This is a genomic window from Chloroflexus sp. MS-CIW-1 (assembly GCF_030444705.1).
Lineage (GTDB): Bacteria > Chloroflexota > Chloroflexia > Chloroflexales > Chloroflexaceae > Chloroflexus.
Genome location: NZ_JAUBWR010000001.1, coordinates 872,580 through 895,297, shown reverse-complemented (window position 1 = coordinate 895,297; position 22,718 = coordinate 872,580). Strand labels below are relative to the sequence as shown.

Annotated in this window: 20 protein-coding genes and 1 tRNA gene; 16 read left to right on the top strand and 5 right to left on the bottom strand. The window is 52.6% G+C overall.

What is annotated here, in order from left to right; genetic code table 11:
• Positions 1-330 precede the first annotated feature (330 nt).
• The 15 genes from QTO31_RS03595 (at position 331) to QTO31_RS03525 (ending at position 16,809) form a co-directional block, all read left to right on the top strand.
• On the top strand, positions 331-984 hold the full coding sequence (locus QTO31_RS03595; RefSeq protein ID WP_301428120.1) for a sugar transferase: 654 nt from the start codon (positions 331-333) through the stop codon (positions 982-984).
• Between the two features lie 84 nt (positions 985-1,068).
• Positions 1,069-1,722 carry an acetyltransferase gene (locus tag QTO31_RS03590; RefSeq protein WP_301428119.1) on the top strand — a complete coding sequence of 218 codons (654 nt, stop codon included), beginning with the start codon at positions 1,069-1,071 and terminating at the stop codon, positions 1,720-1,722.
• A gap of 46 nt (positions 1,723-1,768) precedes the next feature.
• Positions 1,769-2,935, top strand: coding sequence for a DegT/DnrJ/EryC1/StrS family aminotransferase (locus QTO31_RS03585; protein ID WP_301428118.1), 1,167 nt, complete (start codon positions 1,769-1,771; stop codon positions 2,933-2,935).
• Between the two features lie 240 nt (positions 2,936-3,175).
• Positions 3,176-5,125 carry a polysaccharide biosynthesis protein gene (locus QTO31_RS03580; RefSeq protein WP_301428117.1) on the top strand — a complete coding sequence of 650 codons (1,950 nt, stop codon included), beginning with the start codon at positions 3,176-3,178 and terminating at the stop codon, positions 5,123-5,125.
• A 51-nt stretch (positions 5,126-5,176) separates the two neighbouring features.
• Positions 5,177-7,540, top strand: coding sequence for an SGNH/GDSL hydrolase family protein (locus QTO31_RS03575; RefSeq protein ID WP_301428116.1), 2,364 nt, complete (start codon positions 5,177-5,179; stop codon positions 7,538-7,540).
• A 200-nt stretch (positions 7,541-7,740) separates the two neighbouring features.
• Positions 7,741-8,358: an ABC transporter ATP-binding protein gene (locus QTO31_RS03570; RefSeq protein ID WP_031459210.1), complete on the top strand. Its 618-nt coding sequence runs from the start codon at positions 7,741-7,743 to the stop codon at positions 8,356-8,358.
• A 15-nt stretch (positions 8,359-8,373) separates the two neighbouring features.
• Positions 8,374-9,123, top strand: coding sequence for a heme exporter protein CcmB (locus QTO31_RS03565; RefSeq protein WP_301428115.1), 750 nt, complete (start codon positions 8,374-8,376; stop codon positions 9,121-9,123).
• A gap of 384 nt (positions 9,124-9,507) precedes the next feature.
• Positions 9,508-10,476 carry a cytochrome c biogenesis protein gene (locus QTO31_RS03560; protein ID WP_301428114.1) on the top strand — a complete coding sequence of 323 codons (969 nt, stop codon included), beginning with the start codon at positions 9,508-9,510 and terminating at the stop codon, positions 10,474-10,476.
• Complete coding sequence (locus QTO31_RS03555; RefSeq protein ID WP_301428113.1) at positions 10,469-10,684, top strand: CcmD family protein; 216 nt, start codon at positions 10,469-10,471, stop codon at positions 10,682-10,684. The genes QTO31_RS03560 and QTO31_RS03555 overlap by 8 nt, the downstream gene beginning before the upstream one ends.
• A gap of 13 nt (positions 10,685-10,697) precedes the next feature.
• The gene (locus QTO31_RS03550; RefSeq protein WP_301428112.1) at positions 10,698-11,117 is read left to right on the top strand and encodes a cytochrome c maturation protein CcmE; all 420 of its coding nucleotides are present in this window, start codon (positions 10,698-10,700) and stop codon (positions 11,115-11,117) included.
• A 274-nt stretch (positions 11,118-11,391) separates the two neighbouring features.
• A complete protein-coding gene (gene ccsA / locus QTO31_RS03545) occupies positions 11,392-13,785 on the top strand; it encodes a cytochrome c biogenesis protein CcsA (protein WP_301428111.1) in 2,394 nt (797 codons plus the stop codon).
• Positions 13,786-13,909: 124 nt separating this feature from the next.
• Positions 13,910-15,088, top strand: a complete 1,179-nt coding sequence (locus tag QTO31_RS03540; RefSeq protein ID WP_301428110.1) for a DnaJ domain-containing protein — start codon at positions 13,910-13,912, stop codon at positions 15,086-15,088.
• Between the two features lie 42 nt (positions 15,089-15,130).
• Positions 15,131-15,967, top strand: coding sequence for a redoxin domain-containing protein (locus tag QTO31_RS03535; RefSeq protein ID WP_301428109.1), 837 nt, complete (start codon positions 15,131-15,133; stop codon positions 15,965-15,967).
• A gap of 36 nt (positions 15,968-16,003) precedes the next feature.
• Positions 16,004-16,687 carry a response regulator transcription factor gene (locus QTO31_RS03530; RefSeq protein WP_301428108.1) on the top strand — a complete coding sequence of 228 codons (684 nt, stop codon included), beginning with the start codon at positions 16,004-16,006 and terminating at the stop codon, positions 16,685-16,687.
• Positions 16,688-16,733: 46 nt separating this feature from the next.
• Positions 16,734-16,809 (top strand) — tRNA-Gly (locus tag QTO31_RS03525).
• Positions 16,810-16,994: 185 nt separating this feature from the next.
• Here the strand turns inward: QTO31_RS03525 and QTO31_RS03520 are convergent.
• From QTO31_RS03520 to QTO31_RS03500, 5 genes are all read right to left on the bottom strand, one after another.
• Positions 16,995-17,897: an STAS domain-containing protein gene (locus tag QTO31_RS03520; RefSeq protein WP_301428107.1), complete on the bottom strand. Its 903-nt coding sequence runs from the start codon at positions 17,895-17,897 to the stop codon at positions 16,995-16,997.
• A 128-nt stretch (positions 17,898-18,025) separates the two neighbouring features.
• Complete coding sequence (locus QTO31_RS03515; protein WP_301428106.1) at positions 18,026-18,886, bottom strand: STAS domain-containing protein; 861 nt, start codon at positions 18,884-18,886, stop codon at positions 18,026-18,028.
• Positions 18,887-18,907: 21 nt separating this feature from the next.
• A complete protein-coding gene (locus QTO31_RS03510; protein WP_301428105.1) occupies positions 18,908-19,759 on the bottom strand; it encodes an STAS domain-containing protein in 852 nt (283 codons plus the stop codon).
• A 34-nt stretch (positions 19,760-19,793) separates the two neighbouring features.
• On the bottom strand, positions 19,794-21,236 hold the full coding sequence (proS, locus tag QTO31_RS03505; RefSeq protein ID WP_301428104.1) for a proline--tRNA ligase: 1,443 nt from the start codon (positions 21,234-21,236) through the stop codon (positions 19,794-19,796).
• 355 nt (positions 21,237-21,591) lie between these two features.
• The gene (locus QTO31_RS03500; protein ID WP_031459221.1) at positions 21,592-21,837 is read right to left on the bottom strand and encodes a hypothetical protein; all 246 of its coding nucleotides are present in this window, start codon (positions 21,835-21,837) and stop codon (positions 21,592-21,594) included.
• A 196-nt stretch (positions 21,838-22,033) separates the two neighbouring features.
• Between QTO31_RS03500 and QTO31_RS03495 the strand changes: the two genes are divergently transcribed.
• Positions 22,034-22,609, top strand: a complete 576-nt coding sequence (locus QTO31_RS03495; protein ID WP_301428103.1) for a DUF1997 domain-containing protein — start codon at positions 22,034-22,036, stop codon at positions 22,607-22,609.
• The last annotated feature ends 109 nt before the right edge of the window (positions 22,610-22,718 follow it).

Here is a 22,718-nt window from a genome sequence, read left to right as displayed (position 1 = left end):
GATGCGATGTGTGGCGGATTGCACACTGTGGGACCAGAAATTGTACTGTTGCTTGAACATGTTGTCTATCTCTCAATTCAATGACAAGCGAAATACTGAAGGTAGTTGTTGTCAGTCCTTTTCATCGATACACGCTTCAAGAACATAAACGTTAGCGATACTCTCAGCGTACCATACGGTGCGCTTACAAACGGAAAAAGATTCGACAGAAAATTGAGCCTCTTGTGTCATGTATACAGAGTTTCACCTGCTATCACCTCTTTTTCATCGAACGTACATCTCCGCTCGTTACGATAACAGCGTCCCGATCAACGACACCTGGAGACGACTATGTATCGCCGTTATGGAAAACGTCTGCTCGATCTCGTGATTGTTATACCAGCTCTTGTTGTTTTGGCTCCGGTGATGGCAGTGATCGCGTTGCTCGTTCGGATCAAGTTAGGTCCTGGTGTGATCTTCCGCCAACAGCGTCCTGGCCTTCATGGTCGTCCGTTTACGATGTTAAAGTTTCGGACGATGACCGATGCCCGTGATGAGCAGGGGCGTCTCTTACCCGATGCAGAGCGGTTGACACCATTTGGTCGCTTTTTGCGCAGCACCAGCCTCGATGAACTACCCGAACTCTTCTGCGTTCTTCGCGGTGAGATGAGTCTAGTGGGGCCACGCCCGCTGCTGATGCAGTACCTCGAGCGCTATACCCCTGAACAGCGGCGTCGTCATGAGGTGTTACCGGGCATTACCGGCCTAGCTCAGATCAACGGACGTAATGCTCTTTCGTGGGAGCAGAAATTTGCCTACGATGTGCAATACGTTGATCAGCTCTCGCTCTGGCTCGATCTGAAGATACTGCTGCTGACCCTGTGGAAAGTGGTGAAGCGCGAAGGTATTAGTCAGCCGGGTAGTGCGACCGCTGAAGAATTTTTAGGTTCACCACCATCTGCACCTGTGCCACCGCTGCAACCCGGCTCGGTTGGTACTGACTAGCCGAGCAGGAGGTGGATTCTCGTTTCTGTAACGGTGCAGAACCATATATACCAATTCACCGCATCGGTAAAGAGAGAACTCAGTATGACCCAACGAATTCTGATCATCGGTGCAGGTGGTCACGGACAGGTTGTAGCCGATATTCTGACGTGTGCTGCTGCAAGCGGTCAACCGTACCAGCCTATCGGCTATCTCGACGATGATCCACGCCGTCATGGGCAGCGGCTGGTAGGCGTACCGGTGTTAGGCGCCATCACTGCTCTGTCAACTATCCCGCACGATGGCGTCATTGTGGCAATTGGCGATAATCGGATTCGGTCACGTTTGTTTACCGAACTACAAGCGCGGGGCGAACGCTTGGTCCAGGCTATTCATCCTACGGCTATTATCGCCGCTGATGTGCCGATTGGTCCTGGAACCATGATCTGCGCTGGTGTGATTGTCAATCCTGGTAGTGTCATTGGCGCTAATGTCATTCTTAATACTGCCTGCACGGTCGATCATCACAATCACATTGGTGATCATGCCCATATCGCACCTGGTGTTCATACCGGCGGCGAAGTAGAGATTGGTAGTGGTGCCCTGATCGGCATTGGCGCCACTGTGATGCCACGGCGGCGCGTCGGGGCATGGAGCATTGTCGGAGCCGGTGCCCTCGTTCAACGCGATGTGCCATCTGAGACGGTTGTCGTCGGTGTCCCCGCACAACCACTCTACGTGCGGGCAGTTGGTGAATAAGAACGACGAAAACCTCTTGATCCATAAACTATTGTAGGGGGCGCTTGTGTCAATTCCAATGTCATCACCCGATATTACCGAAGCCGAGATTCAGGCTGTTCAGCAAGTATTACGTACCAATTATCTCAGCATCGGGCCGCAGATCAACGCTTTTGAACAGGCAATGGCCCGCTATGTTGGCTTACCAAACGCCATAGGCGTCAATTCAGGTACTAGTGGGTTACACCTCTGCTGTATTGCTACTACCGCTCGCGATGGTGATCTGGTCATTACAACGCCATTCTCGTTCATCGCTTCAGCCAACAGTATCCTGTACGAACGGGCTGTTCCAGTCTTCGTTGATGTCGATCCGATTACCGGGAATATCAATCCGCAGCTTGTAGCCGAGGCTGTAACCGATCTGATGCGCGGTGGTGTATCAGCGCGGCGATGGTTACCGCGTCAATACAACGCACGTGGTGCACTCAAGGCCATTATGCCGGTTTATGCCTTCGGTCAACCGGCTGATATGGATCCCATTAATGCTATAGCAGCCGAATATGGGTTATATGTGATCGAAGATGCGTGTGAAGCGATTGGATCTACCTACAAAGGGAAAATGGCAGGTACCCTGAGCGATGCAGCCGTTTTCGCCTTTTATCCCAATAAACAGATGACCACAGGTGAAGGTGGAATGATCGTCACACGCCACGACGATTGGGCACAGTTGTTTCGCTCCCTCCGTAATCAAGGGCGTGATGTTTTTGATGCCTGGCTCAACCATACTCGGCTCGGCTACAACTATCGGCTGGATGAAATGAGTGCAGCACTTGGTGTTGTTCAATTGCAGCGTATAGAAGAGTTGATTGCCCGCCGGGCACAAGTGGCTGCCTGGTATAACGAACAATTAGCCGATCTCGAGCTGGTTGAGCGCCCGCAACTTAGCCCATACACCACTCGCATGAGTTGGTTTGTTTATGTGGTACGCATTTTGCCGCCTGCCGACCGCAATACAGTGATGCATCGGCTGGCTGCTGCCGGTATTCCCAGTCGCCCGTACTTCACACCGATTCACTTGCAACCTTTTTACCGCAGACTGTTTGGGTATGAACCGGGTGATTTTCCGATCACCGAACGGCTTGGTGATCGCTCACTGGCGCTACCCTTCTCGAGTGTGATGCGCGAGGAGCAGGTTACTGAAGTTGTTCATCATCTGCGACTGGCTCTGTCTTGAAGCTCTTCATGTTAGAGCGCAGCGCTGCTGCACCCGTCTATCCATCAACGTGAGACGATTATTCGGATAAGCGTATCTGACAGTATTTTCATCGTTTATGGGTGCATACCACATTGATTGTTCACCTACCGTTCGTAGCATTGGTAGCAGAACCGGACACACATATCAGCAGCGTTATCTCTGCCAGCTTCTCTACCGCTTACGCTGCAAACAACTGTAGCATTCGGAAAGGAGCCTGGCTTGAAGCTTGCACCATTTCCCACCCGCAATCGTTATTTCTTTTTTCTCGATACTGTGCTCTTGCCGCTCATGGCGTTCCTGAGTTTCCTGGTACGGCTCGATGATTTACCCCAGGGGAATGCACTGCTCGGTTGGTTTATTCTAACGACCATTGCTACCCCAGTACATTTGATCGTCTTTCGTTGTTTTGGTATTTACTCGCGCTACTGGCGATATGCTTCTATCGACGAGTTGCTGTTGCTGATCTCGGCCATTTCGCTGGCGATGATTATCTCGACGCCGGTGGCGTTCATCGTTGCCGGTATGACGCCAATGGCTCTCTTACCAAGGTCGGTACCTGTTATCTTCTTCTGCTTTGGGCTGGCGGCTACGATCGCTCCTCGCCTACTTGCCCGCATTCGCTGGCATCAGGTCATCCGCAAACGGAAATTGCTGGCCGGGCAGAATGGTAAGGTGCAACGGGTGTTAATTATGGGTGCTGGTTCGGCCGGTACGATGATCGCCCGCGAACTGCGTGATAACCCGCAGCTTGGGATCGTTGCCGTCGGTTTTCTTGATGATGATCCGCTCAAGCAGGGAATGCAAATCTATGGCGTTCTAGTATTGGGAAACCGCTACGATATTCCACGTCTTGCCCGTGAACATAGAGTAGATTATGTGATAATCGCGATGCCTTCGGCATCTGGCAAAGACATTCGTAGCATTGTTGAACTGTGCGAACGCACTGGCGTGAAGACCAAGATTATCCCCGGTCTTTACGAGATGCTCGACGGCAAAGTCAGTGTGAGCCAGTTACGTAATGTCCAGATCGAAGATTTGCTCCGCCGTCCACCCGTACAAACTGACATTAGAGCCGTCCACAATCTCCTCCAGGGGAAGCGGGTCATGGTTACCGGCGGCGGTGGCTCCATTGGTTCGGAACTCTGTCGCCAGATTCTGCGCGCCCATCCGGCCGAGCTGATCATTCTTGGCCACGGCGAGAACTCGGTCTTCACTATCGAACAAGAACTCCGTCGGCTGCTTCCATCAGCAACCAAACTCTTAGTGGTGATTGCCGATATTCGCTTTGTAGAGCGGATCATGCATGTTTTTGAGCAATACCGACCGGAGATCGTTTTTCACGCCGCCGCACACAAGCATGTGCCACTGATGGAACTCCATCCTTCTGAAGCGGTTACCAACAATGTGTTAGGCACCCGTAACCTGTTAAGTGCAGCAATGCGAGTGGGCGTTCATCATTTCGTGATGATTTCGAGCGATAAAGCTGTTAATCCGACCAGTGTCATGGGTGCCACAAAACGGGTGGCCGAGCTCCTGGTACACGAGGCAGCGCGTCAGAGTGGTCGTGCCTACGTGGCTGTGCGCTTCGGGAACGTTCTGGGTTCACGCGGTTCGGTGGTGCTGACGTTTAAGCAACAGATCGCTATGGGTGGCCCCGTCACAGTGACCCATCCAGAGATGCGGCGCTTCTTTATGACTATTCCCGAAGCAGTGCAGTTGACGCTGCAAGCGGCAGTGCTGGGGAAGGGTGGCGAGGTATTTGTTCTCGATATGGGAGAACCGATCCGGATTGTTGACCTCGCCCGCGATATGATTGAATTATCCGGCTTGAAAGTCGGTCGTGACATCGATATTGTCTTTACCGGTTTACGTCCAGGCGAGAAACTCTACGAAGAGCTATTCGTTGAGGGCGAGGAATACGAACGCACCGATCATGCAAAGATCTTTATCGCTCGTAATGCCTCGCGCTTCGTGCCACGTGCGCTGGCCGAACAGATTCGTGTCCTCGAAACGGCGGCAATCAATGATAACAAAGAGGTCATACTCCACGTTCTGCATCGATTGGTACCCACCTTCAAACAGCCCATACCGGTTCCGATGGCTGAACCGAAACCACAAGAACAGGCGGTGGGCGAACCGTTGTGGCGTAGACAACTGGCCAGTGATTGATAGAACGTTCCTGACGAGGTAGTAGATACCGAAAAATTAAGGGTTGATCGTATGCCAGTTATCCGTCGTTTGTTGCTGATCGCGTTCGTGGTAACGATGGTCTGGGGCGGAATCGTTCGAGCTGAGTGGCCCCCGGTTGCCGCACAGTCGTCTCATACCGGCTTGATCGCGCACACAACAATCAGTGGTGACGTGAACATCACAATGCCCGGACGCTTTGCACTCACATTTACCCAAACCGGTATCACGACATGGCACGATCTACGCCGCGATCCGTCCGGCAATCGTAATCTGATCGCCGATGCCACACCGCTGGTTACGGCACGTCTCGCCAATAATCGCCTGTTGACAGCGCGGCCAGAGTTGGTACGTGCCTCTTCGTTGCGTGCCCTGGTCGTCTATGCCGATGCTGACCACACGATTAGCTACGAGGTTTGGGCCGGTGGACAAATTGCAATAACTGTTAATGGTGAACAGGTAAATCTCTCTGGTCCCTATCTGGCAGCTAATACCGGAACCGGTGCCGCACTCCAATTGGTGAAGCGCGTGCCGACACAGCAATACTGGCTGCTCTATCTCGATGCCTGGGCAGTCGATGAGTTGCCGAAAATGGTGACCGATCCTGGTCTGGCCGGTGTGACCACTACGAGCAGTGCAGGGTTAGCATCCACTAACGCGGTTGCCGTAAACCCGCCCGATGGCGTCGTTCGGGCGCCGCGCTTACGCATCAGCAACTGGTCAGGTGGAGCAAAAGTGACGGTTGAACGGGCTGGTGTTGTTCTCGCCCCGGGTATTGACTATCTCAGTGAGTACGATGATGAGAGCGGGGAACTGATTGTGCAGTATCTCCATCTGTTACCACCCGGCTCTGTGGCTGAACGTACTTTTTTAATCCGACCAGCCCAGGCCGAACCGGTGCTGACCCTGGCAATTCTTGATGCCAACGGTTCCCCACGCCCCCTTGATCCGGTAAGCGGTATGCTGATCGTTGATGCCGATTTGCCGGCCGGTCAATCGCCGGCTCCGGGGCCGTTAACAACGAAAGATGTCTTCCAAATTCCGTATATTCAAACCGAGCCAACCCTCCGTCTTCAGGCAACCGTTACCGATCCTCCGTCTGGGTTAAGTGGAGTGCGTTTCACGATCAACGGTCCCGGTTTTTCTCAGACTATTGATGATACAACAATCGATGATGGTTTCCGTGCGAGCGTTACTCTACCGCGTCGGGCGGAATATACCGTCACGGCAACCATTCTGATCGATGGTATACCAGGAACGGTTAGTCGTACTATCAACCCGGTGGGCTACGGACGAGTTTTGATCAGCATTGGCGACTCGATCACTGCCGGGAAATGGGCTTTCTACCGTTTGCCACCAGGATCAACACTTACCGGATCGAGTGATGGGTATCCGTTTACCAGTCCTCCTCCCTCCGACAGCGGTTATCCGCGTAGTAATGACGGCCGCAACTACCCGCAATCAGATAATACCCAGACCGATAGCGCCGGTTACCAGAATATTTATTATGCCGGTTATCAGATCGAGCTGAATGATCTCCTGACTACTTGCCTCAACAGCCCGGTCTTTATTCTCAACGACGGGTTGAGCGGTATTCGTACCGCACGCGATTTGTACGGGAACACCACTGGGTCAGACCGTATCGGAACGAGCGGCTACCTCAATGTGCTAGGTAAAGCGAACGTGTATCGTCAGCATGTTACCGATCTGGGTGCCGAACAGATTCTCTTGCAAGTGGGAACGAACGATGCAACTGCAACCTCCACGACGAATATATACAATAACTTGATGCCGGCCAGTGTCTACAAAGAGGACTTGCGGGCAGTGATCAATGCGCTCCGCCAGGATAAACCCAACCTTGCGCTATGGGTGGCCCGTCTGCCGTGGCGAAACGATGGTAGTGCTATCCAAGCTGCAACACGTCGTGCCACAACTCAGGCGTTTAACGCCAGTATCGTTGAACTGGTTGATGAACTCGATGATAGTGCACCTGTTCGATTAGGACCTGACTTCTACGCTCATTTTGAAACCAATCAAAGCCAGATTATTACGACAAATCCAACCAATGGTAATGCAGATAATATCCACCCCAACGCCGATGGTTTCAGTGCTATGGCGACGTTATGGGCTAACGTTCTCTGCGCCGATCTCCCGCGCGAGCCTGATCCACCTCTCACCCCAACCACCACTATCTATATTCCAACGGTCATCAGTACCTCAACACCTTCAACAACCAGTGTAACTACCAGCCCAACGGCGACAACCAGCCCAACGGCGACGGCCAGCCCAACGGCGACGGCCAGCCCAACGGCGACGATGACGCCAAGCCCAACCCAGAGGAATGCTCCTGAACAATCAACAAACTTTCCGATCTACATTCCGCTCGTCAATCGATAATTGAACACACACACCATATCAGGGCGCACCGCAACGCGCTCCGATACGGTGTGCAACAGTTTCAATTTCTCACTGCCAGACCGAGATTTACCAGAGTCATCACCGTTACCGCTGCAATCCTGGTATAATCTGCATACCACGCTCACCACCTTCCGGTGAAGCCTCTGTCAAGGGCAACGTTACCGCGAACATAACAGCATATGCAATTGTACGTCTCACAACTCAGTGCCGGGTATAATGCCCGCCTCATCCTACGCGGAATCAGCTTTGAACTCCACCGTGGTGAAGTATTGGTCGTCAGTGGGCCAAACGGCAGTGGTAAGAGTACTCTGTTACGCATCCTGGCTGGACTCCAGGTACCTGCTGGAGGTACCGTTTATTATACCGTTGGTCAACAGCAATTCGCGCCACGGAACGCCCGTCATCTTGTCGGATGGGTGGCTCCCGATCTATCGCTCTACCGCGAGCTAAGCGGGATCGAAAATTTACGCTTTTTCGCGCAAGTTCGCGGACTATCTGTGTCAGACACAGCGCTGTACGAGTTGCTTGATCTGGTTGGTTTGGGGCAGCGTGGTAACGACCGACTTGCCGCATATTCATCTGGCATGACGCAGCGCCTGCGTTACGCCTTTGCCCTGCTCCATCGGCCAGCAGTGCTTTTGCTGGATGAGCCGACGGTAACTCTCGACGAACGCGGAACGGCGTTTGTTGATCGAATCATTACGGCCCAGCGTCAGCGTGGCTTGACGGTGATTGCTACCAATGATCCACGTGAATTACGGTATGCAGATTTGCTGCTAAAACTGGCGATTGAATAGAGAACACAGGCCTATATGACGCAATCTGTTGATATAGACTCACCCGATACTGATATTCCGGCGTTACCGGCCAACGGTATTGCCACTACCTTGCGTGCTGCATGGGCAATCTTCCGCAAAGACATTGCCTGCGAATTGCGCACACGCTACGCGATCAACACGCTTTTACTCTTTGCCGTGAGTGCCACGACCGCGATCAGTCTTGGTGTTGGCTTTCTTGGCCTTCGTCGCACTCAAGAAGCTCTGCTTATCCAGTCGGCCCTCTTGTGGATTGCCCTGCTGTTTGCCGCACTCAATGGTCTGTCACGCAGTTTCGTCTACGAAGAAGAGACCAGAACGCTTACCGCGCTGCGATTGACGGCCTCACCGACTGCTGTCTTTTTAGGGAAATTTTGCTTCAACCTCACGCTGGTACTTACCCTCAATCTGGTGACGAGTCTACTCTTCATCGTCTTGCTGCGCGTTCGTGTGGTTAGTCCGTTCGCCTTTGGGGCTATGTTAACGATGGGTGGCTTAGCCCTGACCTCAGCGACCACCATTATCGCCGCTATCATATCTCGTGCCAGTTTCAAAGGTGCGTTGTTCGCCGTGCTTGCATTTCCTTTGCTGGTTGCGCCACTGATTGTTGCTATTCAGGGCACTGCCCAAACGCTGGAAAATGTCACCTTTGATGTTGTCTTTGGTTCGCTACGCTTCTTGTTTGCTTATGTGGTAGCGACCTTCACCGCGTCACTACTGCTGTTCCCATTTGTATGGGAGTCATAACTACCGGTCTACGACGCAACGTGTTTGAACATTCTCTTTCTCTTTCCGGCATCCGCACGTTCTAAGGCAGTCAAATAGCTCTGTTGTACGACTTATCAGCACACGCCAGGGAGCAGGTTGGGCACTCGCCCATACCCGTTCCTCTCTGATAATGAAGGGTATACCGGTGCGATCTCATTTTTCGCGTCGATTGTGCCATCACAATTCACAGTAGTCATGATACAATAGATTAGGCTTCCTTTAAGCCGATACGCGGTACACCCGTTAAATGATAGCAATATGCGCAATTGACACATATGACAAACGTCTCTTGTTTTTTTATACAATTCTGTTGTATGATGAGAATAGCAGAAAACCACTCCGCAGGCTAGAAAGTGAGTTGTCATGGTGCAGCGATTGGCACAGACGGCAAAAATTGGCATCGGGTTGTGGATGGCTGGCGTAGCAATTGCAACCTTTTTAGTTGTACCGCAGTATGAAGGCTTAGGTGATGCCGGTCGCATTGTTATCGTCCACGTTCCCACGGCCTGGGTCAGTGTTGTTGCCTTTACCATTTCGGCTATCTTTAGCGGTTTGTACTTGTGGCGACGCCGTGAACGCGATGACCACATTGCGGTAGCTGCGGCTGAGGCTGGCTTGCTCTTTACGCTACTAGCTACTATCACCGGAATGATCTTTTCACAGGTAGCGTGGGGCATTTTCTGGAATTGGGATCCGCGCCAGACCTCAATCTTTGTCCTCCTCCTCATTTATGCCGCGTTGTTCGCGCTGCGTGCTGCTATCGACGATATTGATCGGCGCCGCCAATTGAGTGCCGTCTACTCGTTGTTCGCGTTTGTCACGATGCCTTTCCTCTTCTTTATTGCTCCCCGTATCGCTGACAGTACCCTGCACCCAAATTGTGCTTTTATTCAAGGTAGTAATTGCGATGGTGTTGTCCTCGAAGTGGGCAAAGTCGGTCTGATCGGTGACCAAAAAGTGCAATTACTCGGTCTCGAGCGTAAAGGGAATCTGTTGGTTGCCGAAGTTAAGGTGAGTACACCGGGCCTGCAACAGGAGGCAATTCTCTATCCAAGCCTTGATCTGGTAGACGGCGGCATGGCTGATCGACCAGAGTTTCCCGGCTCACGCTTCCGATTGGGACTGGAAGAATACGATGAAGCGACCGGAGCAGTGCGGTTGAACATGGAAGCACCAGGCACAAATCTGTTAGAAAATCGGCGAACGCTCTATGTCTTCCTGGCTGCGAATATTGGCTTTACCGCACTCTTTTTCTGGATGTTGCAGGTTCGTTCGCTGGTACTTGACTTGCAGTGGGCAATTGCACAACGCGGGAGAGTAATGTATGGATAGCGCCGCAATTTTTGTCGCAACCGCCGCAGTGTTGTCGGTCTGGATCGCTATTTTTGTCTATCTCTGGCGGATCGACACAACAGCACGTATGTTGCAGCGCGAGCTGCAACGTGAGCGTGAGCAAGCAGAAACGGCTTTGCCGAAAGCCGAAGTGAATCGTGTGCGATCAACCGATGTGGCCGATGAGCCGGTTGAGCGCCGTTCATAATGTGAGGATAGGTATGGCAGTTGCAACTACTCCTGTTCGTCGTGGTCTGGCGATTAAGCCAATCCATGTTGCCGGCCTGGGCATTATTTTGCTGGCAATCGTGTACGGTTTGTTCGGTTTTCAAGAAGGGTTTCGAGCTTACACGACGAGCGTCGATGAGGCCATGCAAAGTACCCGCAGCGTGCAGTTGGCTGGCTTTCTGGGTAGTACTGGCGAGATCGATGAGCAAGGTCGGTTTACCTTTATGCTGCAAGATGAAAATGGTAAACTGATCAAGGTGATCTCTGATGATCCACGTCCGGCGAACTTCGAGCAGGCGATCAGTATTGTTGCGATTGGTCGTTATGACCCGAAGGAGCAGGCATTTATGGCCGATGACTTGCTGGTGAAATGCCCATCGAAGTACCAGGAACTTAATCAGGCTAAACCTTGAAATGGTTTCTAGATGCCCTGTCAGGCGTTGCTGAACTGGGCTAACGCCTGATAGGCACCGTGGCGTTCTGAGAAAATTGGGATCAAGTCATTCGCTGTAACAATCTAGCGACTGAACCTTTTTCACTCACTGGTACTTGTGCGTTTTGAGCGATTGACGTTCTGTACCGTATCAAGAGGGTGGGTTTGCGACCTGCCTTACTGTGGCATTGGTTCCTGAAGAAGTAAACGGCAGTACGGTATGAAAACGTTGTAATCACTAGAAAGTGTGACATATGTATCTTTTCGGTACATTCCTTCTTATGGCGAGCCTCGGCATGACTCTGCTGGCACTCATTAGTTATGGATTGGTGCTACGTGGTCAGCGAGTAGCACTCAGCTACGCCAGGTTTGGGGTCTATGCGGCGCTAGCTGGTGTTATCATGTCGTGGACATTGCTGATTACCGTTTTCCTGGCTCGTCGTTTTGATTTGGATTACGTGTACAACTACAGCTCACGTGATCTGGAGTTCTTCTTCACCATTGCTGCGACCTGGGCGGGTCAGCCGGGCAGCTTTATGATCTGGCTCCTCTGGGGTGCCATCGCCAGTGTGCTATTGGTTCGTCGTACAAAGCACTTTGAGCCGTATGTGCTGATGGTTGTGATGGCGATTCAGGCCGCAATTATTGGGTTCACGCTGGTGCTCAATCCCTTTCAGCCACTGGTTGATCCCAATACCGGCGTGGCTCTGAACCCTGGTGATGGGCGTGGCCTGAATCCCTTGCTGCATAACTTCTGGATGATCATTCACCCACCGATCCTCTTCGTCGGCTATGCACTATCAATGATTCCCTTTGCGTTCGCACTGGCAGCACTCTGGCGCCGCGATTACGATACGTGGGTTAAACGGGCACTGCCGTGGACACTGGCAGCCTGGGCATTTCTGGGGCTTGCGCTCTTGCTCGGCGGCTACTGGGCTTACGAGACCCTGGGCTGGGGTGGTTATTGGGGCTGGGATCCGGTAGAAAACTCCTCCCTGGTGCCCTGGCTCATTCTTACTGCTCTGATCCACGGTATGTTGGTGCAACGAACCCATGGCAGCCTCCGCAAGACAAACTTAGTGTTAGGTTTAGCAACCTATGTTACCGTCTTTTATGCCACCTTCATGACGCGCAGTGGCGTGTATGCCAACTTCTCCGTTCATTCGTTCGTTGCTGAAGGTATCTTCGAGGGGCTAGTCGGCTTTCAGATTTTCTTGCTGGCGGTTGCCGTCGTCTCGTTAGTCGTTCGCTGGAACGATATTCCCTCACGTCCGCTTAGTGATAAGTTCTTCTCGCGCGATAGTTTCTTCGTCTTGGGAATTATAACCATTGTGATGACGGCATTGGTGGTCGGTATCGGTACCTCTATGCCGGTCATTTCGGCTATCCCTGGCGTAGGCCATACGTTGCAAGAGTGGATGGGACGCTATTTTGAACTAGACGACGGCACCTTGATGAATCCGCAAGCCCAACCCTTCGCGGATGGTCGCTTCTCGTTAGCACCAACCTTCTATCAACGCACCGTACCGCCGCTCGGTGTGGTCGCAATTGTGTTGTTGATAGTGGGGCCACTGCTCGGTTGGCGCGACTCTAACCTGAGCCATCTGCTCCGTGCCCTCCGTTGGCCAGCAGTACTGGCAGTCGTGGCTGCGATCGTCGCAATCTTCATTAATGTACGCGATGTGCTGTCGTTACTCTACGTTGCGGGTGGTGCTTTTGCATTCGGAACCAATCTACTCATGATTATTCGCACATTGCGTGGTGGTTGGCTGCGGATTGGTGGCTATCTTGCTCACTTAGGCTTTACGGTAATGGCTATCGGGATGGTGGCCTCATCAGCCTATGCTACCCCTGATACCCGTTTGACACTTTCGCCTGGCGAATCTGCTCGTCTGTTTGGCTACGAATTCATCTTCAATGGCTATCAACTCGATGATCAGCAGCGCGGTGTGCTCGATGTAACGGTGAGCGATGGCTCGCGCACCTTTTCGGCCCGACCATACCTCTATTACAACCAACGAATGGGGGCGACGATGCAAACGCCCTCGATCCATAGCTATTTCTGGCACGATCTTTATATCTCGCCAGCCGGCTATGATCCCGAACGCGATCCGTCACGACCGGTCTTAGGTGTCGATCAAAGTGTCCAGATGGGGCCGTATACATTGACCTTCCGTGGCTTTAATATCGACCGCGAGGCAATGGTGCGCGGTGAGGCAAAAGTCGGCGCCCGAGTAGAGGTGATATACGAGGGACAGACGTTTGAGGTGGAGCCACGAGTTGAAATCGTGCCGAATCCGACCACTAATGAAGGAGAATTGCAGTTTATTCCAGTAACGCTTCCGGGTGGTCATACGTTACGTTTAGCCGAACTCGATCCAACGAATCGGATGGTACTCCTCGAGGGCAGAGGTCCTGGTCTTGATGAGTTACCGGTTGTACCGGCCAAGGCAGTGATTGCGGTCAGTGTTAAACCGCTGGTTGTTTTGGTCTGGACGGGTGTGATTATCATGGTAATCGGAGGCGCCATTGCCCTAATCCGGCGCTACCTTGAAGGTAATCTGGCGCTGGCCGGTGTCCGTGTTCGCTTGCCCAAGGCTCTGCCGGAACTGGTGGCACAAATGGGTTGGCGAGCTGCCGGGCGCTGAACGCCGTCCTCACCGGTTATCAGGTTCGTGAATACTCGATTCGGTCGGCGAGTGTCTGCATACGGTGCATAAACGTATTGCGCAAGTGAGGTAATAAGCCGTCATGTTGGTATGCTGACGGGATGTGGTGACAGATGAGGATGGAATAGTCGCGGTTGGTGGGTCGGCCCGATGGCCGCCAATCGCGACTATTGTTGTGAGCACTATGACTGACTACTACGAAATTTTACAAGTTCACCCAAAAGCTGATGCTGAGGCGATTCGCGCAGCCTATGAGCGGTTGCGGGAACGATATGCTCCGGAGCGACTTGAGGGAGCGGCTGAAGAGTTGGTTGATCTGGCGCGTCAGCGACGCGAAGCTATCGAGCGGGCATATGCTGTCTTGAGTGATCCGCAGCGGCGGGCTGAGTATGATCGGCAACTGCAAACGATCCTTCAACCAGCACCACCGCCGGTATCGGCGACCGCTCCAGCGGTTCCTGTCAGCGAGGATGATGACGATCTGATCGATTACCGGCCACTGCCACCCGCGCGGCGCCAGGAGCGCCCACCGGGCTTTAATCCACAGCCATACCTGAGTCGTAGCTCACGAACTGCATCGGTTCGGGGGCGCACTGTCCAGCGCCAGCAACCTGTGTGGCTGCTACCTTCACTGGTGGTGGCCGCAGCGACGTTTAGCATCGTGCTCGGCACACTGATCAGTACTGCGCTGGTTGCACAACCCGCAACTTCTGGTACCAATCCGGCAGCAACGGTTGTACCGCCAACGCCGACGTTCCGCGAGATTCTCGATCAGTTTGAAGGCCAGGTTATTGAAGCTCAACAGGTCACTCGGCAAGTCCCGGAAAACCCGAATGCCTGGATCAACCTTGGCAATGCCTTGTTCGATAGTGTGGTGTACGTGCGTGAACAGCTTACCAACAGTAATGCCGAGGCGCAGCAGATCTATCAAGAACGCCTGCCGCGCTGGTTAGAGGCTGTTGAAGCTTATCGTAAAGCACTTGAGCTACAGCCCGACAATAATGCTGTTCGGGCCGACATTGCTGCCAGTCTTTGTTACTATGGTATCGATACCAAGAATCCGCAGCGTGCCCAGGAAGGATTGGCAGAAGCAGAAAAAGCCCTTCAGGCTGCGCCACAAGATGCGCGAGTGTTGCTTTCGCATGGCATTTGCCTCGTTGCTGTCGATCCGCCACAAACCGAACGCGCCATTCAGCAGTGGCAGCTCGTGTTGTCTATTCCCGGCGTAAATCAGGGATTGCAATTGCAGGCGCAGATTCTGATCAATGAATATAGTCAATAAAAAGCGTTAGCTTTTGGTTAAAGGTATGCTACAATTGCATCTATGACTAGACAAAATTATTACAGCCTATTAGGTGTGACGCCAGAGGCCGATCAGGCAGACATTGATGCTGCCTACGAACAACAACGGCAACGATATGCACCGGAACGGCTCGGCGATCTCGCCGATGACCTGCGGGCAGTCGCTCAAGAGCGGTTGGCCGAGATTGAGCGAGCATATGCCGTACTCCGTGATCCAGAACGACGGCGCCAGTACGACATCAGTCAGGGTTTCATCCCGTCAACTCCTCGACCGGTGCGCCGTGAACCGGGTCGTCGTGAATTGTTGAGTGCTTTCGCCTTCGCCTTTGTTGCCGTAGCAATTGTTGTGGCAGTCTGGATGTTTACAAACCGTGAAACATTGAGCGGTCAGGCGATGGGTGAAGTGAATCGGCCGGCACCCTCGTTTACGGCTCCAGCATTACGTGGCGGCACTATCGATCTGACGCAGTACCGTGGCAATGTCGTTGTACTCAACTTCTGGGGAACGTGGTGCGAACCATGTAAACGAGAATTGCCAGCTTTACAGCGGGCATACGACGAGTTCGCCGGTCAGGGTCTGATGATCATTGGCGTGAACCTTACGGATGACGAACGGGTGCAAGGGCGAACCGTTGAAGATGTGGCAACATTCCTGAATCAGTATAACGTGACATATCCAATCGCGCTTGATGTTGACGGTACCATCACCGAGGCCTATCGAGTGTTTCCGCTTCCTACCAGTTTCTTCATTACACCTGACGGGCAGATTCGCTATGTTCACATCGGTGAACTCACCTTTGACGACATCGCCGTTCGATTCACCGAGTTACGAGCGAGTGGCGGTAGTCAATCACGGTGAGGCGAGGAAAGTCAGTCACAGCAAATGGAGAACTTTATGGAACAGACCAAGACCATTCTGGTTGTCGATGACGATAATCATTTGCAAGAGCTGGTGCGTGTGCGGCTTGAACAGGAAGGCTACACCGTTCTACAGACGAGTAGCGGCATAGAGGCAATGAAAATCATCCGTCAACAGCGGCCCGATCTGGTGATTCTTGATATTATGCTGCCTGATCTTGATGGCATGATGGTCTGCCAGAAAGTTCGAGAATTTGCTTCGCTACCGATCTTAATGCTTACTGCTAAGACTGAACCGCATGATGTAATCACGGGTCTTGATTACGGCGCTGATGATTATCTTGTCAAGCCCTTTAATTATGATGAATTACTGGCTCGGATTCGTGCTCTGCTCAGACGAGTACCGGCGGTAAATCGTCCGCTCGTCGTCGGCCAGAACTTGATTAGCATCGATCAGCGCAAGCATGAGGTGCGTGTGCGCGGTGAGCTGGTTGACCTGACGCCGACTGAGTATCAACTGCTGCTGGTACTGGCTGAACACGCTGGTGAGGTAGTTACCCACGAACAACTGTTACGTGCGGTTTGGGGGAGCGATCAGGTACGCGATAATGATTACCTGAAGGTTTATATCTGGCATCTGCGACGCAAAATCGAGCATGATCCGCGCCAGCCCCAGATTTTACTGACCGAATGGGGAGTTGGATATCGGCTTGAACCATGATTGACAGGTAATGCTGAGCGTGCTATACTTATATGCGCTAGCAAATGCGGGAGTAACTCAGTTGGTAGAGTGTGTGCTTCCCAAGCACAATGTCGCGGGTTCGAGTCCCGTCTCCCGCTCCAGTATCCTCTAACCGATCTGGTTAGAGGATTTTTTATTGCTCTTTCGCATTCATTCGCAATGATAGTCGTGTGCTGCCCGTTGTTCAGTCTGTAGCAATACCCCATGTCGGGCAAGATTGGCCTTTCTTCTCCGTTGATGACAGGAAAAGTGATCGAAGTACGGTGATAGTCTTACTACTCGTGTTTCACGCTCGTCCCAAACGAGCATGACGTTGATCGGTCAACGATGCGATTGGTCTGATAGCGCGTCCTACATAACGCAAGGCCAGCTCTATGCCGCTCTGAAGGGTTGCTCCAACTGTCATCTTGCTCAAATCAACCCCAAGCTGAACGATTGTCTGCGCAATTTCTGGGCCAATCCCAACCATAATGATGCGCGCACCGAGCAACTGAGCGGCCCGTACCGTCTGTAAAAGATAATTGGCGACTGCAGTATCGATCACAGGCACACCAGTGATGTCGATAATGACGATGTCGGATTGACGCTCAGCAATTGTGGTCAGTAGCTTTTCCATCATCTGACCAGCACGAAAACTGTCGATAGCGCCGACCAGTGGCATGACCAGAATCCCTTCGTACAGAGGGAGGATTGGCGTACCCAGCTCACGAATCGTCTGTTGCTGAGCGATAAGCTGCTCAGTCTGGTCACGCCATTGAAAGTGCAATTGATGGTAGGTCGTGTTAAAGCTGGTGACAAGGGCCTGCCGAAATTGCATCAGCATATCTTCAACTGTTCGTACTGTCTCAACGTTACAGTCTGGATGTTCAGCGGCAAACTCCTCGAGAGCTTTCCAGACCAGTACGCGAAAGACCTCCATAGCGGTTAGCACATCATCGAGAGCGAAACCGGTATGAACGCGCATTTCACCCAGCGCCTCGGCGTAAGCTAACAGGGGTAGCATGTCTCGTGTGCCAATTGCTTCGGCTAGTGTTTCAACCGTCATCCTCATCGACGGCAGTAATTCTGCGGTGTCAAGCCGGGCGTAGCTGGTGCTCTGTTGTTGCACCTGTTGACCCAATTTGAATACGATTTCGTCACATCGGGCAAGGAGAAAATCTTGCAGTTGAGTAAAAATGTCTGCTGCCATCGTGCGACCTCCTTGTCGCCAGTACGCTTTGTCAATGCGTCGGGTATTCTGGTATGCGAATATAAAAAGACCTTTCGCCTGCGCACGCCATTGTTAGCAGTACACCGTTTGCAGCGCAGCAGGTTAGACTATGATATTGGTCTGATAGCACGTCCTATCCGACTGAGAGCCAGCTCGATTCCGCTCTGCAAGGTAGACCCGACCTCAATACTGCTCACATCAACACCGAGCTGCACCATAGTCTGAGCGATTTCAGGTCCAATTCCGACCAGAATCACGTGTGCACCAATCAACTGAGCTGCGCGTGCGGTCTGTAAGAGGTAGTTAGCGACCGCGGTATCAATAACGGGCACGCCGGTGATGTCAAGGATGATAATATCCGCCTGCCGCTCGGCAATTGCAGTTAGCAGCCGTTCCATAATCTGACCGGCGCGAAAACTATCAATTGCCCCGACCAATGGCAAGACAAGGATGCCTTCGTAAAGTGGCAGAATCGGGGTACTCAGCTCGCGGATTGTTTGTTGCTGCGATTCGATTTGCAGGGCTTGATCACGAATCTGGAACTGCATCTGACGGTAAGCAATACTAAAGCTGGCTAATAGCTCTTGCCCAAAGGCATGGATCGCGTCTTCAAACCGCTTCGCATGAGCTACCGTGATCGTATGGTACTCGCGATCAAACGCTTCTATCAGCTCCCAGGCTACGTGCCGCAGCTCATTGAGCGCGGTAAACATATCGGCAGCGATAAAACCACTACTTGCTCGCGCTTGACCCACCGACCGGGCATGACGAAGGAATGGTTCCAGATCACCAGTTCCAATCGCTTGAATAAGCGTTTTCAAAGAAGTGGTAACTGCCTGCAGCAGAGCTGCGCGATCCATTGCCGCATAATTTGGCTGTTGGGCACGAAGGCTATCAGTAAACCGTTCAGCAGTATCAGACAGGTGTGCTTCACAGAAGGCAACGATGTTCGCGATGACCTGGGACATTACGACCTCGCCGGACGACAACTAGCGAATTGCATATCCTTGTTGCCGCAATGCCAGCTCGATACCAGCCTGGAGATTAGCGCCGATTTGAATCCCGTGCAGTTCTACGCCGAGCTGAACGATGGTCTGGGCAATTTCTGCACCGATACCGACCAGAATGACCTGAGCGCCAATCAACTGAGCCGCACGTGCGGTCTGTAAGAGGTAGTTAGCGACCGCGGTATCAATAACGGGTACGCCAGTGATGTCAAGAATCACAATATCTGCCTGCCGCTCGGCAATTGCGGTCAGCAGCCGTTCCATAATCTGACTGGCGCGAAAGCTGTCAATGGCACCGACCAGCGGTAAGATAAGGATACCCTCATAAAGCGGTAAAATTGGGGTACTCAGCTCACGGATCGTTTGTTGTTGAGCAGCAATCTGTTCAGCCTGATCGCGCAACTCTTGCTGGAGCGCAATCATCGCCTGACTGTAGCCAAGTAACAACAAACGACTGAATTCGCTGATCGCGTCTTCAAACCGCCGCACGTCACCAATCGCCAACCGATCACTCCCGAATTCGGTGAGTTCTTGCCAGCAAAACTCGCGAATCTTGGTAACTACCACCATCATATCATCAAGCGAAAGTCCCATTTCGGCCCGTCGCTTGCCGATCTGAGGAGCCCATTCGCTGATCGGTCCGTTGTCATTGTCACCGAAGAGCGTGCAAATAGTCGTCACTGAACGTTCCAGCGCCGGACGGAGCTCGGCAGGTGGAATACTGGCATAGCCACTACTATGTTCCTGAACAGAACGCAGTAATCGCTCGCTTGTTTGGGGCAACCGCTCGCGAATAAACGTGGCCAGATTCTTTAGTATGGTATCGATGCTCATATCTTCATCTTTCCTAGCCGAACGGGGCCAGCCACTAATAAGCTCGTGCAAAGATTACCTGGCGATCAGTTTCGCGACCAGTGTAGACACAACGTCCCACAACGCCCGGCTGTTCAAGTGGAATACAGCGGATCGTTGCCCGTGTTTCTTCCTGGATCCGTTTTTCATCCGCAGTATCACCAGCCCAGAATGCGCGGGCAAAACCACGTTCAACCTGCGCTTTCAGTTCATCGTAGGTGGAAACGTCAGCCGTATGCGCTTCTCGGAACGCGAGCGCACGTTGGAAGAGAGCCGTCTGCATTTCTGCCAGTAATGCCTCGATCCGTTCTGTCAAACCGGCCTGTGGTACAAAACTCTTCCCGGCTTTACCGGGCAGATCGCGACGTGCGAGCGCTACCGTCTCTTTAGCGACATCTTTTGGCCCAACCTCAATGCGAACCGGTACCCCTTTCAACTCCCATTCGTTAAACTTGTAGCCCGGACTGTAGTTATCGCGGTCATCAACCTTAAAGCGCAGGCGCCCTTTCCAGGGAGCGGTCATGCGTTCAATCGCCGCCATTACTGTACTGCGCTCTTCGTCGTTCTTGTAAATCGGCACCACGACTACCTGAATGGGAGCTAATTTCGGCGGTAACACCAGCCCTTCATCATCAGAGTGAGTCATGATCAACGCTCCGATCAGTCGAGTGCTCACTCCCCAGCTAGTTGTCCAGGCATATTGAATGGTGTTGTTTTGATCGGTGAACGTGATATTGAAGGCACGGGCAAAATTCTGACCGAGATTATGTGACGTACCGGCCTGTAAAGCTCGCCCATCCTGCATCATCGCCTCGATACAGTACGACCGCAGCGCACCGGGGAACTTCTCTTTTTCGGTTTTGAGACCACGGATCACCGGTACTGCCATCTCTTTCTCAACAAAATCGGCGTAGACTTCGTGCAGGATGCGCAACGTCTCTTCTTCTGCCTCAGCCTCGGTTGCGTGCGCCGTGTGCCCTTCTTGCCACCAAAACTCTGCCGTGCGCAGGAACGGACGAGTGCGCATTTCCCAGCGCATCACATTGGCCCACTGGTTGTAGAGCAACGGCAGATCGCGGTACGAGCGGATCCACTTGCTGTAGAAGTAGCCGATAATCGTCTCACTGGTTGGTCGAATAACATACGGTTCGGCCAGCTCTTCGCCGCCGGCACGGGTCACTTCAGCTACTTCTGGCGCAAATCCCTCGACATGCTCTGCTTCTTTCATAATGAAGCTTTTTGGAATGAGCAATGGGAATTGGACATTGGAGTGGCCGGTTGCCTTGATCCGCTCATCAAGCTCACGCTGCATAAGTTCCCAGATCGCCCAGCCGTGAGCTTTGACGACGATACAACCACGTACCACTTCTGCCACTTCAGCCAGATCGGCTTCACGGACAATATCGAGGTACCACTGGTTATAGTCTACACTGCGTGGAGTAATAACATCTTTTGGCATGCCGTTTCCTCGGGCTGATGGTCACATTTCCTTGGCAGGATACGCCACTGATTCTTCTTCGCTTATTATAGCTTACTTGCCGGAACTAGTTGCAAGCGACCGATTCCTTATTCAGAGAGGGCTGAAGCGTCTTTTTTTTGCCTAACAGTGGGATTGCGTGAAAAGGGAGAGGGATGGATGGGTTCTCAACCCATCCACATCAATGCGTAATGTGCGGTGACTACAAGGTGCGGGCCATCGTCCGGTATGCCCGATCAACATAAGACAGGTGAAGGATTTGCCTTCACCTGCCCGAACAAGCACAGTATCTTTGTGCAATTCCCGAACTCAGTAGGACACCTCTCGTATCCCGCTACTACTTCTTCAACTCCTGCTGAATAGTAGCCATGATACGATCAACGTCGAGACCTGCTTCCTTAGCCAACCGAATCTGCTCAAGTAAACGGGCCTGTGCTTCAGCCAATCGGCGTTGCTGATCAACCTTCTCTTGCTCACGGTCGGCTTTGGCCTGCTCTTCTGCCCATTGCCAGACCTGTTCCCAAAAGAAGCCTACTTCGCGGAACATCATCTCAAAGATGCCGCCACTGTCTTTCACAGCCATTGATCGCTCCTTCCCGCCGCTAGCCTGGCTGCGGACTGTCATCGCGGTTCTGAGAACATTTTATTACGCAAGAAGCAAAACGTCAATCCTGGTTCTACTTGCAGAAAGCGCTTGGAGATGCTATACTGACGGCAATTAATGTCATATATGAAAAGCGTGTTTGTCCGAATGTTCGGATGAACGCTGAGGAGCGTCTATGTCGGCGCCCTATTCACCCTCTGTAACCAATGAAGAGCATCGCCGGGCAGTCGATCTCAGCGGTGCCGCCGTTCATCTGTTTCGTTTCAATGGGCCGCTCGATCTGGCTTACGAGTATTTCTGTGACATACCTGCGGTCTTCAGTCTGCTACCCGATGTGATTGAAGTCTTTGCGTATGCCCCCAACCGCTACCGGCTGGTTGTAGGGGCAACTGATGGCCATGGTCACGCGATGGCCGGTTACTTTGATATTGCAGCGGTCTTTGAACCACACCGCCTGATTCGCATTGTACCGGTTGATGATGGACCACCGATTGACCTCTCTGGTTTTGTGTTTCCCGGTCAGCTCTTCGCGGAAGCGGTATTCTATCCTCATGCGCACATAACCGAGGTTGAATATGCTGTGGAATTGGCAATGACGATCCCGGTGCCGAGAGTTCTCTGGTTTATGCCCGGTCATGTCTTGCAGTCAATCGGTGAGCGGGCAATGGAACATAAGATGAACCATATGATCAGCGGTTTCTCACGAGCCATTGACGCTGACTTCCATTCCTGGATTAGAGGTGAAGGCTAGGAACGCGAATTGGATGCACCGGTGGTTTCCGATGCGGGGTAGGGTAAAGCAGTGCCCTAACATACGTACCGGGGGTATGGGCAGATACTGGCCCAGCCCTATTCCTGAG